The sequence below is a fragment of the Shewanella sp. SM87 genome (assembly GCF_025653705.1).
GTDB lineage: Bacteria > Pseudomonadota > Gammaproteobacteria > Enterobacterales > Shewanellaceae > Shewanella > Shewanella oncorhynchi.
This window is the reverse complement of sequence record NZ_JAKKSC010000004.1, coordinates 192,438-208,934: the sequence shown is the minus strand read 5'-3', so window position 1 is coordinate 208,934 and position 16,497 is coordinate 192,438. Positions and strand designations below refer to the sequence as shown.

The 16,497-nt window shown below is 39.5% G+C and carries 13 protein-coding genes and 1 pseudogene; 11 read left to right on the top strand and 3 right to left on the bottom strand.

The features are described 5' to 3' along the window. Position 1: 1 nt before the first annotated feature. The 7 genes from ispH to L5M11_RS05030 all read left to right on the top strand — a co-directional run bounded on the left by ispH (position 2) and on the right by L5M11_RS05030 (position 7,397). Entirely contained in the window at positions 2–958 is a 957-nt protein-coding gene (gene ispH / locus L5M11_RS05060) for a 4-hydroxy-3-methylbut-2-enyl diphosphate reductase (RefSeq protein WP_028760920.1), read from the top strand. Positions 959–1,140: 182 nt separating this feature from the next. Beyond that, positions 1,141–1,728 (top strand): type IV pilus modification protein PilV, encoded by a 588-nt coding sequence (gene pilV, locus L5M11_RS05055; protein WP_263191566.1) that lies wholly within the window; start codon positions 1,141–1,143, stop codon positions 1,726–1,728. Positions 1,729–1,739: 11 nt separating this feature from the next. Then, complete coding sequence (locus L5M11_RS05050; RefSeq protein ID WP_028760918.1) at positions 1,740–2,708, top strand: PilW family protein; 969 nt, start codon at positions 1,740–1,742, stop codon at positions 2,706–2,708. 12 nt (positions 2,709–2,720) lie between these two features. Next, positions 2,721–3,182 carry a PilX N-terminal domain-containing pilus assembly protein gene (locus L5M11_RS05045; protein WP_105249936.1) on the top strand — a complete coding sequence of 154 codons (462 nt, stop codon included), beginning with the start codon at positions 2,721–2,723 and terminating at the stop codon, positions 3,180–3,182. Positions 3,183–3,184: 2 nt separating this feature from the next. Continuing rightward, positions 3,185–6,691, top strand: coding sequence for a pilus assembly protein (locus L5M11_RS05040; protein ID WP_263191547.1), 3,507 nt, complete (start codon positions 3,185–3,187; stop codon positions 6,689–6,691). Positions 6,692–6,702: 11 nt separating this feature from the next. Next, on the top strand, positions 6,703–7,095 hold the full coding sequence (locus L5M11_RS05035) for a type IV pilin protein (RefSeq protein ID WP_263160896.1): 393 nt from the start codon (positions 6,703–6,705) through the stop codon (positions 7,093–7,095). Beyond that, positions 7,092–7,397, top strand: coding sequence for a TapY2 family type IVa secretion system protein (locus L5M11_RS05030; protein WP_113941310.1), 306 nt, complete (start codon positions 7,092–7,094; stop codon positions 7,395–7,397). Before L5M11_RS05035 ends, L5M11_RS05030 begins: the two co-directional genes overlap by 4 nt. 91 nt (positions 7,398–7,488) lie before the next feature. On the opposite strand, the gene L5M11_RS05025 is transcribed toward L5M11_RS05030, so the two are convergent. Both L5M11_RS05025 and L5M11_RS05020 read right to left on the bottom strand, forming a co-directional pair. Further along, entirely contained in the window at positions 7,489–7,983 is a 495-nt protein-coding gene (locus L5M11_RS05025) for a GspH/FimT family pseudopilin (RefSeq protein WP_028760913.1), read from the bottom strand. Between the two features lie 143 nt (positions 7,984–8,126). Further along, positions 8,127–8,639 carry a GspH/FimT family pseudopilin gene (locus tag L5M11_RS05020; protein WP_263160895.1) on the bottom strand — a complete coding sequence of 171 codons (513 nt, stop codon included), beginning with the start codon at positions 8,637–8,639 and terminating at the stop codon, positions 8,127–8,129. A gap of 241 nt (positions 8,640–8,880) precedes the next feature. On the opposite strand from L5M11_RS05020, the gene glnB reads away from it, so the two are divergent. Both glnB and L5M11_RS05010 read left to right on the top strand, forming a co-directional pair. Beyond that, positions 8,881–9,219, top strand: a complete 339-nt coding sequence (gene glnB, locus L5M11_RS05015; protein WP_028760911.1) for a nitrogen regulatory protein P-II — start codon at positions 8,881–8,883, stop codon at positions 9,217–9,219. A gap of 196 nt (positions 9,220–9,415) precedes the next feature. Next, positions 9,416–10,705 (top strand): NAD(P)/FAD-dependent oxidoreductase, encoded by a 1,290-nt coding sequence (locus tag L5M11_RS05010; RefSeq protein WP_105249931.1) that lies wholly within the window; start codon positions 9,416–9,418, stop codon positions 10,703–10,705. A 48-nt stretch (positions 10,706–10,753) separates the two neighbouring features. On the opposite strand, the gene L5M11_RS05005 is transcribed toward L5M11_RS05010, so the two are convergent. Further along, positions 10,754–11,770, bottom strand: coding sequence for a LacI family DNA-binding transcriptional regulator (locus L5M11_RS05005; protein WP_263160894.1), 1,017 nt, complete (start codon positions 11,768–11,770; stop codon positions 10,754–10,756). Between the two features lie 429 nt (positions 11,771–12,199). Between L5M11_RS05005 and L5M11_RS05000 the strand changes: the two genes are divergently transcribed. Further along, entirely contained in the window at positions 12,200–14,824 is a 2,625-nt protein-coding gene (locus L5M11_RS05000; protein ID WP_263191564.1) for a TonB-dependent receptor, read from the top strand. A 149-nt stretch (positions 14,825–14,973) separates the two neighbouring features. After that, a pseudogene (locus tag L5M11_RS04995) lies at positions 14,974–16,497 on the top strand (tryptophan halogenase family protein).

The following is a 16,497-nucleotide window of genomic DNA, read 5'->3' as shown; positions in this document are numbered from 1 at the left end:
GATGAAACTCGATCCTACTAGCCCAAGTTTAAATATTATGCTCGCTAACCCGCGCGGTTTTTGTGCGGGTGTTGATCGTGCTATCAGTATTGTTGAACGGGCGTTGGAATTATTTTCGCCGCCTATCTATGTTCGCCATGAAGTCGTGCATAACCGCTATGTCGTGCAGAATCTGAAGGATCGCGGTGCGGTTTTTGTCGAAGAGTTAGATCAAGTGCCGGATAACAACATTGTTATCTTCAGTGCCCATGGTGTATCTCAAGCGGTGAGACAAGAAGCAAAGGCTAGAGGGCTGAGAGTCTTTGATGCGACGTGTCCCTTAGTGACTAAAGTACATCTTCAGGTGACGCGTGCCAGCCGCAAAGGTATTGAGTGCATCCTGATTGGCCATGAAGGGCACCCTGAAGTCGAGGGTACTATGGGTCAATACGATAATCCTAATGGTGGCGTTTATCTGATTGAATCGCCTGCAGATGTTGAAGCTTTGGAAGTGCGCGATCCCAATAATCTTTGCTTCGTGACACAAACTACTTTGTCTGTAGATGATACTTTGGACATTATTGTTGCGTTACAGAAAAGGTTTCCCTCTATAGAAGGTCCGCGAAAAGACGATATTTGTTATGCAACGCAGAATCGTCAAGATGCGGTACGCAATTTATCTGCAGACGTTGATTTGTTGATTGTTGTTGGCTCAAAGAACAGCTCTAACTCTAATCGTTTACGCGAGCTAGCATTGAAAACAGGAACCCAGTCTTATCTGGTGGATACTGCAGATGACGTTGAGTCTAGTTGGTTTGATAATGTTACACGTGTAGCCGTCACCGCAGGAGCTTCAGCCCCCGAGGTCTTAGTCCAACAAGTGGTTCAAGCAATCGCTAAACTTGCCCCTAGTGTTGTGACTGAAGTTGAAGGGCGTAAAGAAGACACTGTTTTTGCTGTGCCAGCCGAATTACGTTAAATCTGTGTACTGTTTAATCGACAATAAAAAAGAGGCTATAAGCCTCTTTTTTATTGTCTCAAATTCATTCAAAGCATAATGATGTCAATGCTTATGTGCTAATGTTACTGGCTACTTACATTTTACTCATCTATTATTAACTGTTAGTAATTTTTATCGTAATACTAAGATTTAAAAGGTAAATAGCTGAAAAGCTTGTCAAAAATATGGCTAAAATCGAAAGGTTGACACAAAGGGGATTTCAACGGGGCTTCTCATTAATTGAAGTGCTTGTTGCATTAGTGATCTTAGTCATTGGCTTAATTGGTATTTTTAATCTGCATATTGTTGCAAAGCGTGGCAGCTTTGAATCCTTTCAGCAAACTCAAGCCTCCTATTATGCAAACGATATAATTAATCGAATGAAGCTGAATAGAGCGCAGCTGGGTAATTACGCTGGTGAGTATACAGGCTCTCTTAATAAACCTGGTAATGTTTGTGACGTTGCTGTTGGCGCAGTGAGTATATGTACTCCAGAAGAGACTGAAGCTTGGGATCTTTACCAGTGGGAACAGAGTTTTATGGGGGCAGCCGAAGTTATGGATAGCCAGAATGTTGGTGGGTTAGACTCTCCAACAGCTTGCATTAATGTAGATGGTTCAACTGTAACGGTCGCAATTGCGTGGAGAGGGATCCGAGAGGGCGCGGGTACAAGTTATTCTGGGAGTGAATGTGGAGAAGATATTGGTACGCGTAGGCGGCTTTTTATTCTTTCGACAATGATTATTTAGGTTAACTATGTATGGATAATTTAAAAAACTGTGAGAAAGGGATGTCGCTGGTTGAGCTAATGGTCTCTATGGTCATTGGCTTATTTCTCACTCTTGGGCTTTTTGGCATGTTTAGTATGTCTTCTTCCAATGTGATCACAACGAGCCAGTTTAACCAATTGCAAGAAAATGGACGAATTGCTTTGTCACTAATGGAAAGAGATATCAGCCAATTGGGTTTTATGGGGGACATAACGGGAACTGATTTTGTACTTGGAACCAATATGACCTTGAGGGATGGTGTTGCAAATGATTGTATTGGTGCAGGCGTAAATAACGGTACTTTACCTAATGCTGAACCTGCACACTTTAGGCGTCTATGGGGATATGAAGAGGGCGAGAGTGGGGATACATTAAGTTGCTTATCAGGTGTGAATCAGAATACGGATGTCATTCAAATTAAAAGATTAGTTGGCCCACCAGTGACTAATCCCAATGGCGAGCGTTTTTATATGGCTGCAACTTCGAGTGAAGCTGTGATGTTTAAAGGCGGTAATCCTCCCAATCCAGTACTCGAAAATGCTCGTTTTTGGGAATATCAGCATCATATTTATTTTATTAAAAATGATGGTTCTGTACCTGTTCTACGCCGAAAAACATTAACCAAGAATAATGGCATGAATAACGAAGAGCAGTTAGTTGAAGGCATTGAGAATATGCGTATTCTTTATGGTTTTGATAGTAATGGAGATGATACCGCCGATAGTTTTATGCCTGCAGAAAATGTAACCACATTAATGTGGGACAACGAATTATTTCAAAGACTTGTTGCCTTAAGGGTTTTCTTGTTGGTTCGTGCTATTGATGAAGATAAAAGTTACACCAATGAAACTACTTATACTCTGGGCGATAAGGAAATTAAAAATTTGAATGATCATTATCGACGCAAGATAGTTTCGACGACTATGGTGCTTGCTAATCCAGTGTTAATTAGAAATTAGAAGGTTGGTAAGATGAAAAAGCAAAAAGGAATTGTATTATTTTTTGCACTTATCATATTGTTGCTTATGACTATTATTGGTGTCGCTTTGGCTGTTAATTCGACCCAATCTATGCGGATGTCTGGAGCAGGATCAGAACGTATAGAGGCTAAGTCTGTTGCAGATGGTGGCTTAGAGGCGGCAATCGAAGCCAATAAAGGTGCTAGCTTAGCCAAACTATCTGAGATTTCATCTGTGGTTGAATTTGGTTCTAACCAAACGTTAACGCCAATTCCTTATGAAGTTGATGCTGCAGGTAATGTTGTCATTAGTGCAAAAGATGTTGGATGCCAGCGAAGTACAAGGCCAAATAGTGGTAATTTAATTAGCTGTCGGCGTGTTGAGATTAGTAGTACAGCAGAATTTGGTAGAGATAAATTGGGCCAACTCACTGTTGTCGCAGGTGTGGAGCAAGAAGTTTTAACTGGGAGTTAGATATGATTATTAAAAAGCTGGCTTGTTCTATACTACTTGCGCTGACTTTTGTGTCGGCTTTCTCCTTCGGTGACGATACTGAGTTATATATAAAAGAATCAACAACTCGAACGGGCGCAAGACCTAAAGTGCTCGTTATATTTGATAACTCAGGAAGTATGTCGACTGAAGAAATTACTCAGGTTGTAGATTATGACCCTAACTATGACTACCCAGCCGTAAGTGGTTCTGGGTATAGTGATACTCTTATTTATTATGCTGTTGGCGGTGGAGGATTACCCACCCCTGATACTAGCTCTGATAAGCGTAATTTTAAAGCTAGTTTAAATGGATGTAGTCAAAGCAAAGCTGCATTAGCAGAGTTTGGTCGTTTTACTGGGTATATAAGAGAGTTCACATCAAGTGGTACTACTGGTGTTTGGAAAGAACTACCTGAAACAAACGGTACAGCAATAAAAGTAATTGATTGTTGGGAAGATATTTCTCAAATAAATCCGAGTAATTCATCATCATATCCTAATGGATTTCCTGCTAACGGGGTAACAACGGGGTCAGGTAGTAAAAAGAAAGCGTATCCATATTTTACTTCCTCACTACCAGGAACAACTTGGACCAATGCTTTAGCCGCAGCAAATAATACTGACTTTGGTGTTGGACAACCTATTACCTTGTACACTGATAATTACCTAAGATGGTACGGATTATCTAAAGCGGGAAAATTACCAACGGTAAAAGTTTCAAGACTAGAAATTGCGAAGAAAGCGATTTCTAATATTATTAGTTCAACTCCAACAGTGGATTTTGGACTTGCTGTATTTAATTATAATTATCCAAATGAAGGTAATCGAGACGGTGGTCGAATTGTATCTGGCATTACTCAGATGACGGATAGTACGCGTGCGAGTTTATTAACTACTATTGATAATTTGCTGGCAAAAACAAATACACCACTATGTGAGACTATGTATGAAGCTTACCGTTATTTTGCCGGTAAGGGCGTTAAATATGGTCATAGTGATACAGATTATGGCTCTTATGTTGGAAATAAACCACCGTATGACAGCTTAGTGGAGAAGAGTGGTAACTACGCAAGTCCATTTAAAGTATGTACGGATATTGCTTATGTTATCTATGTCACTGATGGCTCTCCAACAGTTGATAAAAATGCGAATAATGACGTTATTAGTTTAACTGCCACAGGAAGTAAAGAAGGGGATTACTCTTCATTTTCTAAAAATCTAGATACAGCAAGCTATTTGCCCGCATTAGCTAGTTATATGTTTAATAACGACTTAATTAACAAATTGGACAGTTCAAATACTGAACAAATGCAGAATGTTCGTACTTATACTATTGGTTTTAGTAAAGGTGCAGAAGATGCCGCACCTTTACTTGCTGAGACGGCTAAAAGAGGTGGTGGTTTATATTTTGCTGCTCAGAACAGTCTTGAACTACAGAATGCACTTAATGATGCGTTATCAAATATTTTGAATATTGATTCAAGTTTTACATCTCCAAGTATTGCTAGTAATAATTTTGATAGGACTCAGACATTTGATGCCGCTTATTACGCTATGTTTCTTCCAGGCAAAGGACCTCGTTGGAGCGGTAATTTAAAAAAATTAAAAGTAACCGCAGATGGTACATTGGTTGATAGTAAAGGGAATGCAGCTATAGCAGATAACGGCAATATTAAAGATGGTGCCTGTACTATATGGTCGGATTGTGTTGCGCAAAAGGATGGGAATAAAGTTGAAGTCGGCGGAGTCGCGGCACAAATCAGAAAGCAAGAAGTTAGGAATATTGTAAGTAACTTAAATGGGTCCTCCAGTTTAACGCCTTTAACACTTGCTAATGCACAAACTGCAGCAGGCGGTGATGCTGCGCTAGCTAGCTATATGAGAACTAGCGTAGATGAGCTTGCTAATACGTTAAATTGGCTTAATGGGATAGATGTCGACGACGATAATAAAGATGGTAGTACGACAGATAAACGTAATGATGTTATGGGTGATCCTCTTCATTCTAAGCCACTTGCACTCAATTTCGGCACAAAAAGCGCGACTGATATTCGTATCATGCTTGGCACTAATCAAGGTGTTGTGCATATGTTTAAAGATGCGGGCGAATCTGTATCAGAGACTTGGGGCTTTATTCCCTATGAGTTATTGCCTAATTTAACAGAACTGAGAAGTAATGATCCTTCAGGTGTACACACAGTATACGGAATGGATTCATCTCCAGTTGCTTACACAGAAACTGATGCTGAGGGTAAAGTGATTAAAGCATGGGTCTATATGGGGATGCGTCGAGGTGGCTCGTCTTATTATGCCCTCAATGTGACAAACCCTGATAGCCCTTCTCTAATGTGGACTATTAATCCATCAACGGATGGTTTTTCTGATCTTGGACAAACATGGTCTGAGCCTATAGTGACGAAAATCGTTGGTTATGAAAAGCCTGTACTCATTTTTGGTGGTGGCTACGATGTTAGTTTTGATGCAACTCCTTCATCTTCTCCGGTAGGTCGTGCGGTTTATATTGTCGATGCAGAGAAGGGAACTTTGATTCATTCATTTGGTGGCTCTGCATCGGGTGCAACAGTACTTTCGGGTATTCAGGATAGCATTCCAAACTCAGTCGCCGTACTTGATAGTAATAATGATGGGTATACAGATAGGATTTATGCCTCCGATGTCGGTGCAAATGTCTGGCGCATTGATCTTCCAAGTGCAAGTAAGTCGAGTTGGAGTGCATTTAAATTTGCTTCTTTAGGTGGTACTGATAGTAATAATCGTCGTTTTTATGCAGAACCTGTTGTAGCACAAACGATGTTTACTAATTTATCCGAAGTTAAGGTGACAACAGAGAGTGGTACTACTACGACTAAAACTTATCAAAATGTTCCCTATGATGCGGTGGTGATTGGAAGTGGAACGCGACCTCACCCATCATCTACTAATGTCAATGATATGTTTTTTACATTGCAAGATCGTAATGTGGTGACTAAGAGTTTTACTGGCGGTGATGTTCCCGAGGCGATCACAATCAATGATCTCTATGATGTGACTTCTAATGCACCTGCGTCTGAAGTCGACAACATAAGTTTCGGTAAAAAACTCGGCTGGTTCTATGATTTTAGTGGTCTAGGTGAAAAGAGTTTAACAGCTGCCTTGATTGTCCAAGGCAAAGTTTATTTTACTTCTTATTCTCCCCCTGCAGACTCGGTTGCCGATAACGTGTGTTTGGTGTCTGGTTCTGGCAAATTATATCCGTTCGATCTGCACAAAGGAACGAGATCCTTTTCTCAATTATATTATGAACTGGGTGAACGTGTACCGGATACACCGCAGATTGTTATTCCTGCACCTGAATCCGGTAAAGATCCCTATATCTATATTATTGGAGTTGGTAAAGGTGAGAAAAATGAAAATGGGGATTATACAGGTACAATCAACGTTGCTTCTGGGTTAGGTGTTAATAAAATTTATTATCATATAAATGAATGAGTTATTAATTTATGAAGGTTCAACTTAAAGGTTTTACCCTGATAGAGGTGATGATCGCCGTCGTGATCATTGGTATTTTGGCATCGATTGCATACCCTTCTTATACGCAGTACATTGCTCAGAGTGCAAGATCAGAAGGGTTAGCTGCTTTGATGCGTATAGCAAACTTGCAGGAACAGTATTATCTCGATAATAAAAAATATGCTACTGATTTAACAAAACTTGTAGGGGGCAACCCTTATATAACTGAACACAAACATTACTCTGTATCATCAAGTGGTGCATCAAGCTTTACGATTAAGGCAGTTGCTCAAGGGGTTCAGGCTAGCCGTGATGCCTCGTGCTCTCCTTTAACAATATCAGATACTGGGGCAAAAGGTCCGAGTGCGGAGTGTTGGAAATGAAATTAATAAACCTCTTTATAACGGTGGCTTTCTTACCAAGCTTAGTTTGGGCTGACTCTGGAGCAACAGTCAGCGAACAAGACTTCAAATGCTACATTACATCAAAGAAAAGTGCTGAGATTGCCTTCTATCATTGGAAGAGTAGTGAAATGAATGTGAGAATGGCTAGCCTTGTTGGTACTACTCGCCAATCAAATGATGGATCGAAATATTACATCTATAGTGTTGAGGAGTGTGTCGCATTAAACGCTGAATTTACTAATACTAAGGCGCAAGTTTTGGATAAGTTAACACCTAGATAAACATCAGCATGTATTTTTAAATGTTAACAACGAACGATTTAAGGATAATATTATTTTAGGGTAGTGAACGGTAGATTTAGTCTCCCATAGTTTATGTGCAGCTTTTCCCATCTGCGCCCTCTTTTATTAAACCTGAAGTGCTAATGTTGATGCTTTTAGAATTGTCACTTTGCCCATTTGAACAATAGATAATTGATGTTTCAACTGAGACTAAACCATCGGGTGTAAAATCAATTTTTTTATCGGCGGGCCCTGATAGGGAAATTACATCGTGTGTATTGAAACTATCGATCACTTTCAATACATTCTTGGCACCTCCATTGTCAATATATACACTGAACCCCTTATTCCAGTCTGTGCCGCATGGTGATGCCGCGTATGGGCAGACTGTTACTGTTGCACCATAGTTGACAGCTTGGTTTCTTGCAAAAGCAAACACATCACTAATTTTTCGTATTTCATTAGCGCTGCGTGTCCCTTCGTATAGCGACGTAAGTGATGGAACCCCTATGGCTAGTAGGATTGCTGCTACGGCAATTGTGACCATCAGTTCGACTAAGGTAAATCCTCTTGAAATAATTAACATGTAGCTATCCTCGTTAAAACTTAGCTAAGTATATGCGAGGAGACTCTAATGATCAGTATCTATTCTATATTTTCAATATACCCAATAAATTGATTTTCTTGCTTTTATATAATTAAATTTAAATAGGGAGTATATATTTAAATTTAATCGCAATTGATATTCTTTGCGGTAGAAAGGCGAACTCTACCCGCCTGATTAACAACGATTGCACGGGAGTTTTTGCTATCAATTGTTCGTGGGCAATACTTGAAAGTACCATTACTTCCAGAAGCTAACCCATCAGGTTGAAATTTTATCGAACTTTTATTGTATGTTAAAAAATCTTTCGAATCGAATTCATCAATGACCCTAATAATTTTATCGTTAGCATCGAAGCTTTCGACTACACCTGTATCAATGAAAATTGTTAATCCCTTTTGCCAATCTTGAGTGCATTTTCCATTTACGAGTGGGCATACTGTGACCCTATAACCATAACTAACAGCTGTATTTCGCGCAAATTGAAGTGTCTGCTGGATAGTTTTAATATTGGTATCAGCTCTTATCTGATCGCTGAGCTCGGTCAAGGAAGGAGCTCCAACTGTTAACAAGATTGTTGAAATCGATATCGTAGTGATAAGTTCTATCAGGCTAAAGCCTTTTCGATGGAAGTTCATAACAGATCCTTGTTATTTTACGCTTGCATCCCGCGAGCGAGTTAGTGCTAGCTAGAATGTAAGTATAAAATCTGAGGCAAAATTCATAGTACTTTTTTTAGACTTTTATGTGCTAAAAGCGATTTTATAGAAACTGTGTTTTATGAGTAAAGCACTACATTCACTTCAATATTGACGTAACCCCGTGTAAGCTAGTGTTATTCTGTTTGTTTATGTTATTGCAAGGGATGAGGAATTTTTAATGAAAAAAGTTGAAGCCATTATTAAGCCATTTAAGTTAGATGATGTGCGCGAATCACTTGCAGAAATTGGTATAACTGGGATGACGGTACTGGAGGTTAAGGGTTTTGGTCGTCAGAAAGGGCATACAGAGTTGTATCGTGGTGCTGAATACATGGTGGATTTTCTGCCAAAAGTAAAAATAGAGTTAGTGATCCAAGACGATCTGCTCGACCAAGCAATTGATGTCATTGTTGAAACGGCCCGCACAGGCAAAATTGGTGATGGTAAAATTTTTGTCACTGATGTTGAACGTGTTATCCGTATTCGAACGGGTGAAGAAAACGAAGAAGCGGTATAAACTGCTTACGAACGATTCTAAAGGGCCTAGAGGCCCTTTTTTGTTGCCTAAGCATATGGAGAAACAAAATAGTACTGCTGGGTTTCTGAAATATCTTTAATGGAAAATAGCCTGTTTTACTCAACTAATGTAGTTATCTCTTATCTGTAACATGGTATAACTTAGCCTCGCAAATGAGTTTTATGAGGTTGTCATTTTGGCTACAAAAAGAATAGTGATCGTGGGTGGTGGTGCTGCTGGTTTAGCGCTTGCATCGAAGTTGGGCCGTAAATGGGGCGGTAGTGATGTCGTCGATGTGTGCTTAATTGATAAAAGTCCTATTCATATATGGAAGCCTAAATTACACGAAGTCGCTGTTGGTGTGATAGATCAATCTATTGAAGGTTTACTCTATCGCGATCATGGACTTAAAAACGGTTATCGCTATATTCGTGGTGAGATAGAGCAGTGTGAGCCGGATGCTAAATCGATTCAGTTAGCTGCAGTTTATAATGATGAAGGCGAGTTGCTCCTAGAGCAGCGACAAATCAATTATGATTTTTTAGTGCTTGCATTGGGTGGAGTTTCTAATAGTTTCAATACATTAGGTGCTGATGAGCATTGTATTTTCTTAGACAGCCTTGAAAATGCCAATTTATTTCATCATAAATTACTCGACGCTTTACTCCAATTAAATGAAACGCAAGAAAGAGTCAGCATTGGTATTGTCGGTGCGGGTGCGACAGGTGTTGAATTGGCAGCAGAGCTTCATCATGTAATTGAGTCTGTTAAAGAGTACGGCTATCTGAATATCGCTAAGCATCATCTTGATGTGCATTTGATTGAAGCGTCACCCAAAATCCTTCCTCAATTACCAGAGCGTGTAAGCGCTAGAGCTCAAGCTGTTCTTGATCAGATTGGTATACGTTTACATATCGGTGTTCAAGTTAAAGAAGTGACTCGTGATGGTTTCATTACCCAAGATGGCGATGTGATTAAAGCAGGCTTAAAAGTATGGGCTGCCGGTGTAAAAGGGCCAAAAGCATTTCAGCATTTTGCAAAATTGCCCATTACTCCGCGAAATCAGGTAGAAGTTGATGATTGTATGCGAGTTAAAGGTCATCAAGATATCTACGCCCTTGGCGATTGCGCTCTATTGATCCAAAGTTCTGGCCAGCCTGTTCCACCAAGGGCGCAAGCAGCAGCTCAGATGGCTGATACCTTGTTTGATAATATCGTTAATCGATTACAAGGTAAGCCTGAAAAGGCCTTTATTTATAAAGATTACGGCTCATTAGTGTCTTTAAGCCGCTTCTCTGCTGTAGGCAATTTAATGGGGAACCTACGCTCTGGTACTTTCTTTGTTGAAGGCCATATAGCAAGATTGATGTATATCTCTTTGTATCAGAGGCATTTAGCCAGCCTTTATGGTTGGTTTTCGGCAATTGTGTATCGAGTGGCACAAAAGTTATTGAAGTGGCAGCGTCCGAAGCTCAAATTACATTGATTTCTATGTGATTTGGGAGATAGAAAGAGAGCAAATATGCTCTCTTTTTTATTGTTTAGGAATTGCCGACGAGTCACGAATGATAGGTTCTGGTGTAAAGGTTTTAGAATATATGGCATCTTGCTCGCGACGTTTTGCTATTAATAATTCAGTAGCAACCTGAGCTATTTCTGCGTTTGGCTGATGTACAGTGGTGAGTTTAGGCCAGGTTTGACGTGAGAATGGGCTATCTTCGAAACCGACAATTGATAAATCAACGGGTATGTCTAAACCCGCTAAACGAGCCGCAAAAAGTGCACCAGCGGCAATTTCATCGTTACAAGCAACAATTGCCGTCGGGCGATTTTTTAGTTTGATGAGCTTGTTAGCACCATCAACACCGGACTCAAATGAGTACTTCCCTTCAATTATGTAGTTTTCATTCAGCTTTAGGTTATTTATTGTTAATGCCTGTTTAAAACCAAGTAATCGCTCTTTGGTGGATTCATGGTGTAAATCTCCGCTTAAAAAAGCGATATGCTTGTGGCCTAAATCAATCAGATGCTGGGTGATTTGAACTGCACCAAATTTATCGTTGACTAAAATAGTCAACCCATTCTGATCGTTGTCCTTTTCTCCCGCAATAATGCGCACATAGTTAGCATCAATTTCAGTGAGTGCTTTGAGTACTTTAGGATCTTCTGACAAGGGAGGTGTCAGTACTAATCCAGCGAGCCTAGAATATTTGACTAGTGCTGTAAGCTCATCACATATGGTCTCTGATTTGGCATTGCAAGGGTGAATGACAAGTTCATAGCCCTTGTCTTTGCAGGCTGACAAGATCCCATTTTGCATATCAATAATATAGTAAGCGTTTGGATTATCGTAAATAAAACCAATAGCATAGGATTTAGTTCCTGCTAGATTTCTTGCTGCTAAATTAGGTTGGTAGTTAAGTGCTTTTATCGCCTCGTTCACTTTGTCAACGGTGGCCTGCTTCACTGAAGGTTCGTTATTGGTTACACGGGATACTGTCTTGATAGACACTCCAGCATATTTAGCTACGTCGTTGATAGTGACTTTCATTGATGTAAAAACTCTTTGTCTAAGGTCGCGAGGGGTTAACTGTTCTATGAACGTAAATTCTTTACCAGCAATTTACAAGCTTACATTTTTTATCATTTTTTTCTGACTTATACATCTTATAGTGCGAGCTTTTGATGTGCTTAGCAATCCTGAATTGTTACAAATTGGCGTTAATTTATCATTGTTACAATTATGCTGGGAGTTGTAAATTTACGTCATAATATTAAAGCTCATGTTTTATAATGGTTTTTAATAAAACTACTGATTCAAAATTCTGCTTTATGACATTTTTTTGCTTCCATCGTTATTTTGTTGTGGCAAGGCTGTTAATTATTGTGTAATGTTTGCACTAGACATGACAGCGTTGTCATTCCGCGGGGAATGGTTATGAATACTAAAACGATAATAAAGTTATGGAAGGGAAACGAGATGCGACCATCAACCTTTAAGAAAACTGTACTAGCTACAAATATTGCTATCCTACTCGGCAGTGCTGTATCCATTAGCGCTGTTGCTGCAGACGCCGTGGCAACCACCGCAGCACCTGAAAATATTGAAAAAATTGAAGTTCGCGGTATGAGAGCATCAATGAAGGCATCAGTTAACGACAAACGTTTTTCTGATGCTGTAGTGGATGCGGTCACAGCAGAAGATATTGGTAAATTTCCAGATGGAGATGTGGGTGAGTCTTTAGGACGCATTCCTGGTGTCGCGGTTAATCGTCAATTTGGTCAAGGCCAACAAGTATCAATTCGTGGTGCTTCAAGCCAGTTAACCAGTACTTTGCTAAATGGTCATTCTGTGGCTTCAACGGGTTGGTTCGACCAACAAGCTATTGACCGTAGCTTTAATTACAGTCTATTACCACCAGAAATGGTGGGCGGTATTCAAGTTTTCAAATCATCTCAGGCAGATATTGCCGAAGGTGGTATTGGTGGTACTGTAATTGTTAAAACCCGTAAACCATTAGATTTAGATGCAAATTCTGTATTCTTAAGTACAAAGGGGGATTACGGCACTGTATCCGAAGAGATAGATCCACAAACCTCAGGACTTTATAGCTGGAAAACGGAAGATGAAAAATTCGGTTTCTTAGTTGCAGGTTCTTTAGATAAAACTCAATATCAACGCAATGGTATCGAATCTTTACTTGGTTGGGGGGAGATAGTTCCGACCACATTCCAGCAAGACCGAGAGCGTACCGCTGTTAATGCTGCATTCCAATACAGACCAACTGATAATCTTGAGTTTGGTTTGAATTTGATGAGCCTTCAACTTGATGCAAACAATGCTAATACTTCAATTTTCTTATTTCCTACTCAGCAGGGTGAAAATACTTGCCTTAAGAAAAATGCTGCAGGCGTGTGTACATTAGTTGAGCACACAGGTAAAGGTGGATTTGCTTGGGCTCAAACTTGGGCACGTAAAGCGAGTATGTCTTCTGACACAATTGATTTGGATTTTGCATATCAGGCAGATGCTTATAAGTTAGAAGGTCGTATTGGTAAGACCAAAGCTGAAGGTGGTACCGATTTAACTTCAAACTATGGTCAGTCTATTGGTAAACCTGAAGATTTCGCGGGTATCTATGATGCTACTGGCGATGTCATTGATATTAACATTGCAAACAACGCATTTGATGCTTCTGATTTTAATGGACAATTAGAAACAGCGGGTTGGGCTCTTAAAAAACAACCTAATACTGATGAAGAGTCCTTTGCGACATTTGACATTACTATTCCTGTTGAGCTAGGTGCTATTACATCATTTAAATCAGGCATTAGTTATGCCGATCATGATGTTACTCAAACTACCGAGGCTGCTCAATCCTCTAATATAGTAGCAAAAGATGCATCAGCTTATTATTCTGGTACTATGTCATCTGGCGCAGGCTTCACCTTACCTAAGCCCATTTTTGATAACATGATTAATGATGCCTATGCTGCTATCGATGGTTTTACTCTCGATAAATCAGGATATGGCACACTGCAAGAAAAGAATTTAGCGCTCTACACTATGGCTACATTCGCTGGTGAAGGCGTTCGTGGTAACTTCGGTTTAAGATATGTGTCTACTGATGTTGAATCTGATTATTATGCGTTCAGCAAAACAGGTACATATGCTGATGGTTTAAGTACTGACAAAGCCAGCTATAACGATGTTTTACCAAGTGTAAATATTGCATTCGACCTTGCAAGTGATTTAATTTTAAGAGCCTCAGCAGCTCAAGTTATTTCACGTCCAAATTATGCCGATTTATTCGCAACCTCTAAGTTACCTGGCTTCAACGATGGTACTCCTGGTAACGAGAAGAAAGTCACCGGTAGCGTAAATTTACAACCTTTCAAAGCTTCACAAGCAGATGTAAGTTTAGAATGGTACTTCAGTGGAGAAGGTTTATTTGCAGTAACTTACTTTATCAAAGATGTAAGTTCATTTATCTCTACAAGAGAAAAACTGAATCAACAAATCGGAATTGAAGATCCCAACCTAATCACTGCAGGTGGTAGTACATGTGGTGCGGGTATTTACGATTGTTGGACTGTAAGTGAAAATTATAACGCTAATGGTGGCTCAATTGATGGTATCGAACTTCAGTTACAAGATTCATTCGATAGTGGTTTAGGTTACTCAGTTAACTACACCTTTGCAGACGCTTCATCACCAGCTGAAAACTATGCAGACCGTGTTGGAGTATTCTCTGACTCATCCAAACATACTGTAAACTTAGTTGGTTACTACGAAATGGATGATTTCTCAGCTCGGGTAGCTTATAACTGGCGTTCTGAATATATGATGCGTGAATTACCAGGGTTCTATGGTAACCGTGAACATCAAGCGTATGGCACCTTAGATTTAAGTGCTAGCTATAATCTAACAGATTATCTGTCGTTAACTTTTGAAGTGGTTAACTTGCTTGAAGAAGATAGCGTACAAAAAGGTGTATCTCCAGTGGATGCAGAGGGGGTTATTAGTGAATTTAAAGATAATTACCCTGTATGGAGTTTTGATGGTGAAGCCCGTTATAAACTCGGTGTTGCGTTGCGCTTCTAATTTAATTAGTTAGATTAATAAGAGCCTAGCAATTGCTAGGCTTTTTATTAAGCACTAAACTGCGTTAAATTAAAAGTAATAATATTAAAGGGCTAATGGTTATCCAATATATGACTCAATATGTTCATGCTTAATTGTAGGATCATGCTATGACTATAAGAAAAGTAGCGATAGTTGGTGGTGGGACATCAGGTTGGTTAGCTGCTAATCATTTAGGACTGGTTTTAAAGAACAATCCAGAACTCTCCATTACGCTCATCGAATCTCTAGATATCCCAATTATTGGTGTTGGTGAGGGGACTGTTCCCTCAATACGTAAATCATTATCAAGCTTTGGTATAAGTGAGTCAGACTTTATTAAATCTTGTGACGTCACTTTTAAACAGTCAATAAAGTTTGTAAATTGGCTCGATCGAGCAAAGCACGGAAACAATAATTTTTATCATCACCTTTTTAATATGCAGAGTCCATTGGGTGAGGATTTGACACCATATTGGTTAACTCATCCAAGAGAGCACTTTGCCGATTTAGTCTCGCCACAGCATGCCGTTTGTGAGGAAAATAAAGGACCTAAGTTTATAACAACTCCGGAGTATGGTGGCGTTATGGGTTATGCTTACCATCTTAATGCCGCAAAGTTTGCTAAGTTATTAGCTAAAAATGCCATTGAACGATTTAATGTTGAACATATTTATGCAACGGTAAATGATATTTCTTTAGAGAAAGATGGTTCTATTTGTTCATTGTTGACAGATAAAGGGGAGTTATTTTTTGATTTCTATATTGATTGCAGTGGTTTTGAATCTATTTTGTTAGCAAAAAGATTTGATGTACCATTTATTGATAAATCACACCAACTCTTCATTAATACAGCATTAGTTGCTCAAGTGCCCACACAGGCTTTAGATCAAATTCCGCCATTTACGATTGCAACGGCTCATCAGGCAGGGTGGATTTGGGATATTGCCCTCACGCAAAGACGTGGAACTGGTTTTGTCTACTCGACTGATTATATGAGTAATGCTGAAGCTGAAGATGCATTTGATCAGTACTTAGGTGGTCAACTTGCCGATCTTTCACATAGAAAAATTGCTATGAAGGTTGGTTATCGTCAGCAGTTTTGGGTAAAAATTGTGTTGCATTAGGCTTAGCACAGGGATTTTTAGAACCGATTGAAGCGACATCTATTCTATTGACGGACTTTTCTGCACGCTTTCTTGCGGAGCGATTTCCTTCCGATAAAGATGATATTGATTATCTTGCTAAGCGCTTTAATGAAACAGTTTCTCAAGCGTGGGAGAGAGTCGTTGAATTTGCTAAGTTACATTATTGTTTATCCGACAGGTCAGACTCTGCTTTCTGGCGTGATAATCGCACCGATGAAACTATTCCTGAAGGCTTAAAACAACGTCTTAAAATGTGGCAAGAATTTTATTCCAATCGCAGAGGATTTTCCTTCAAAGTTTGAAGTGTTCAACAGAGAAAATTATTTATATGTGCTTTACGGTATGAAATATTCTACTCGACCAACTTATAGCAATGCAGAAGTTGATCAACGCGTTGTTCAACATCTGGCTAAGATGACGTTGTTAAAAAGTAAAATGATAAGTGAGTTGCCAGATCATAGAGAACTACTTGATAAAATCCGTCTCTACGGATTGCAATCTATATAG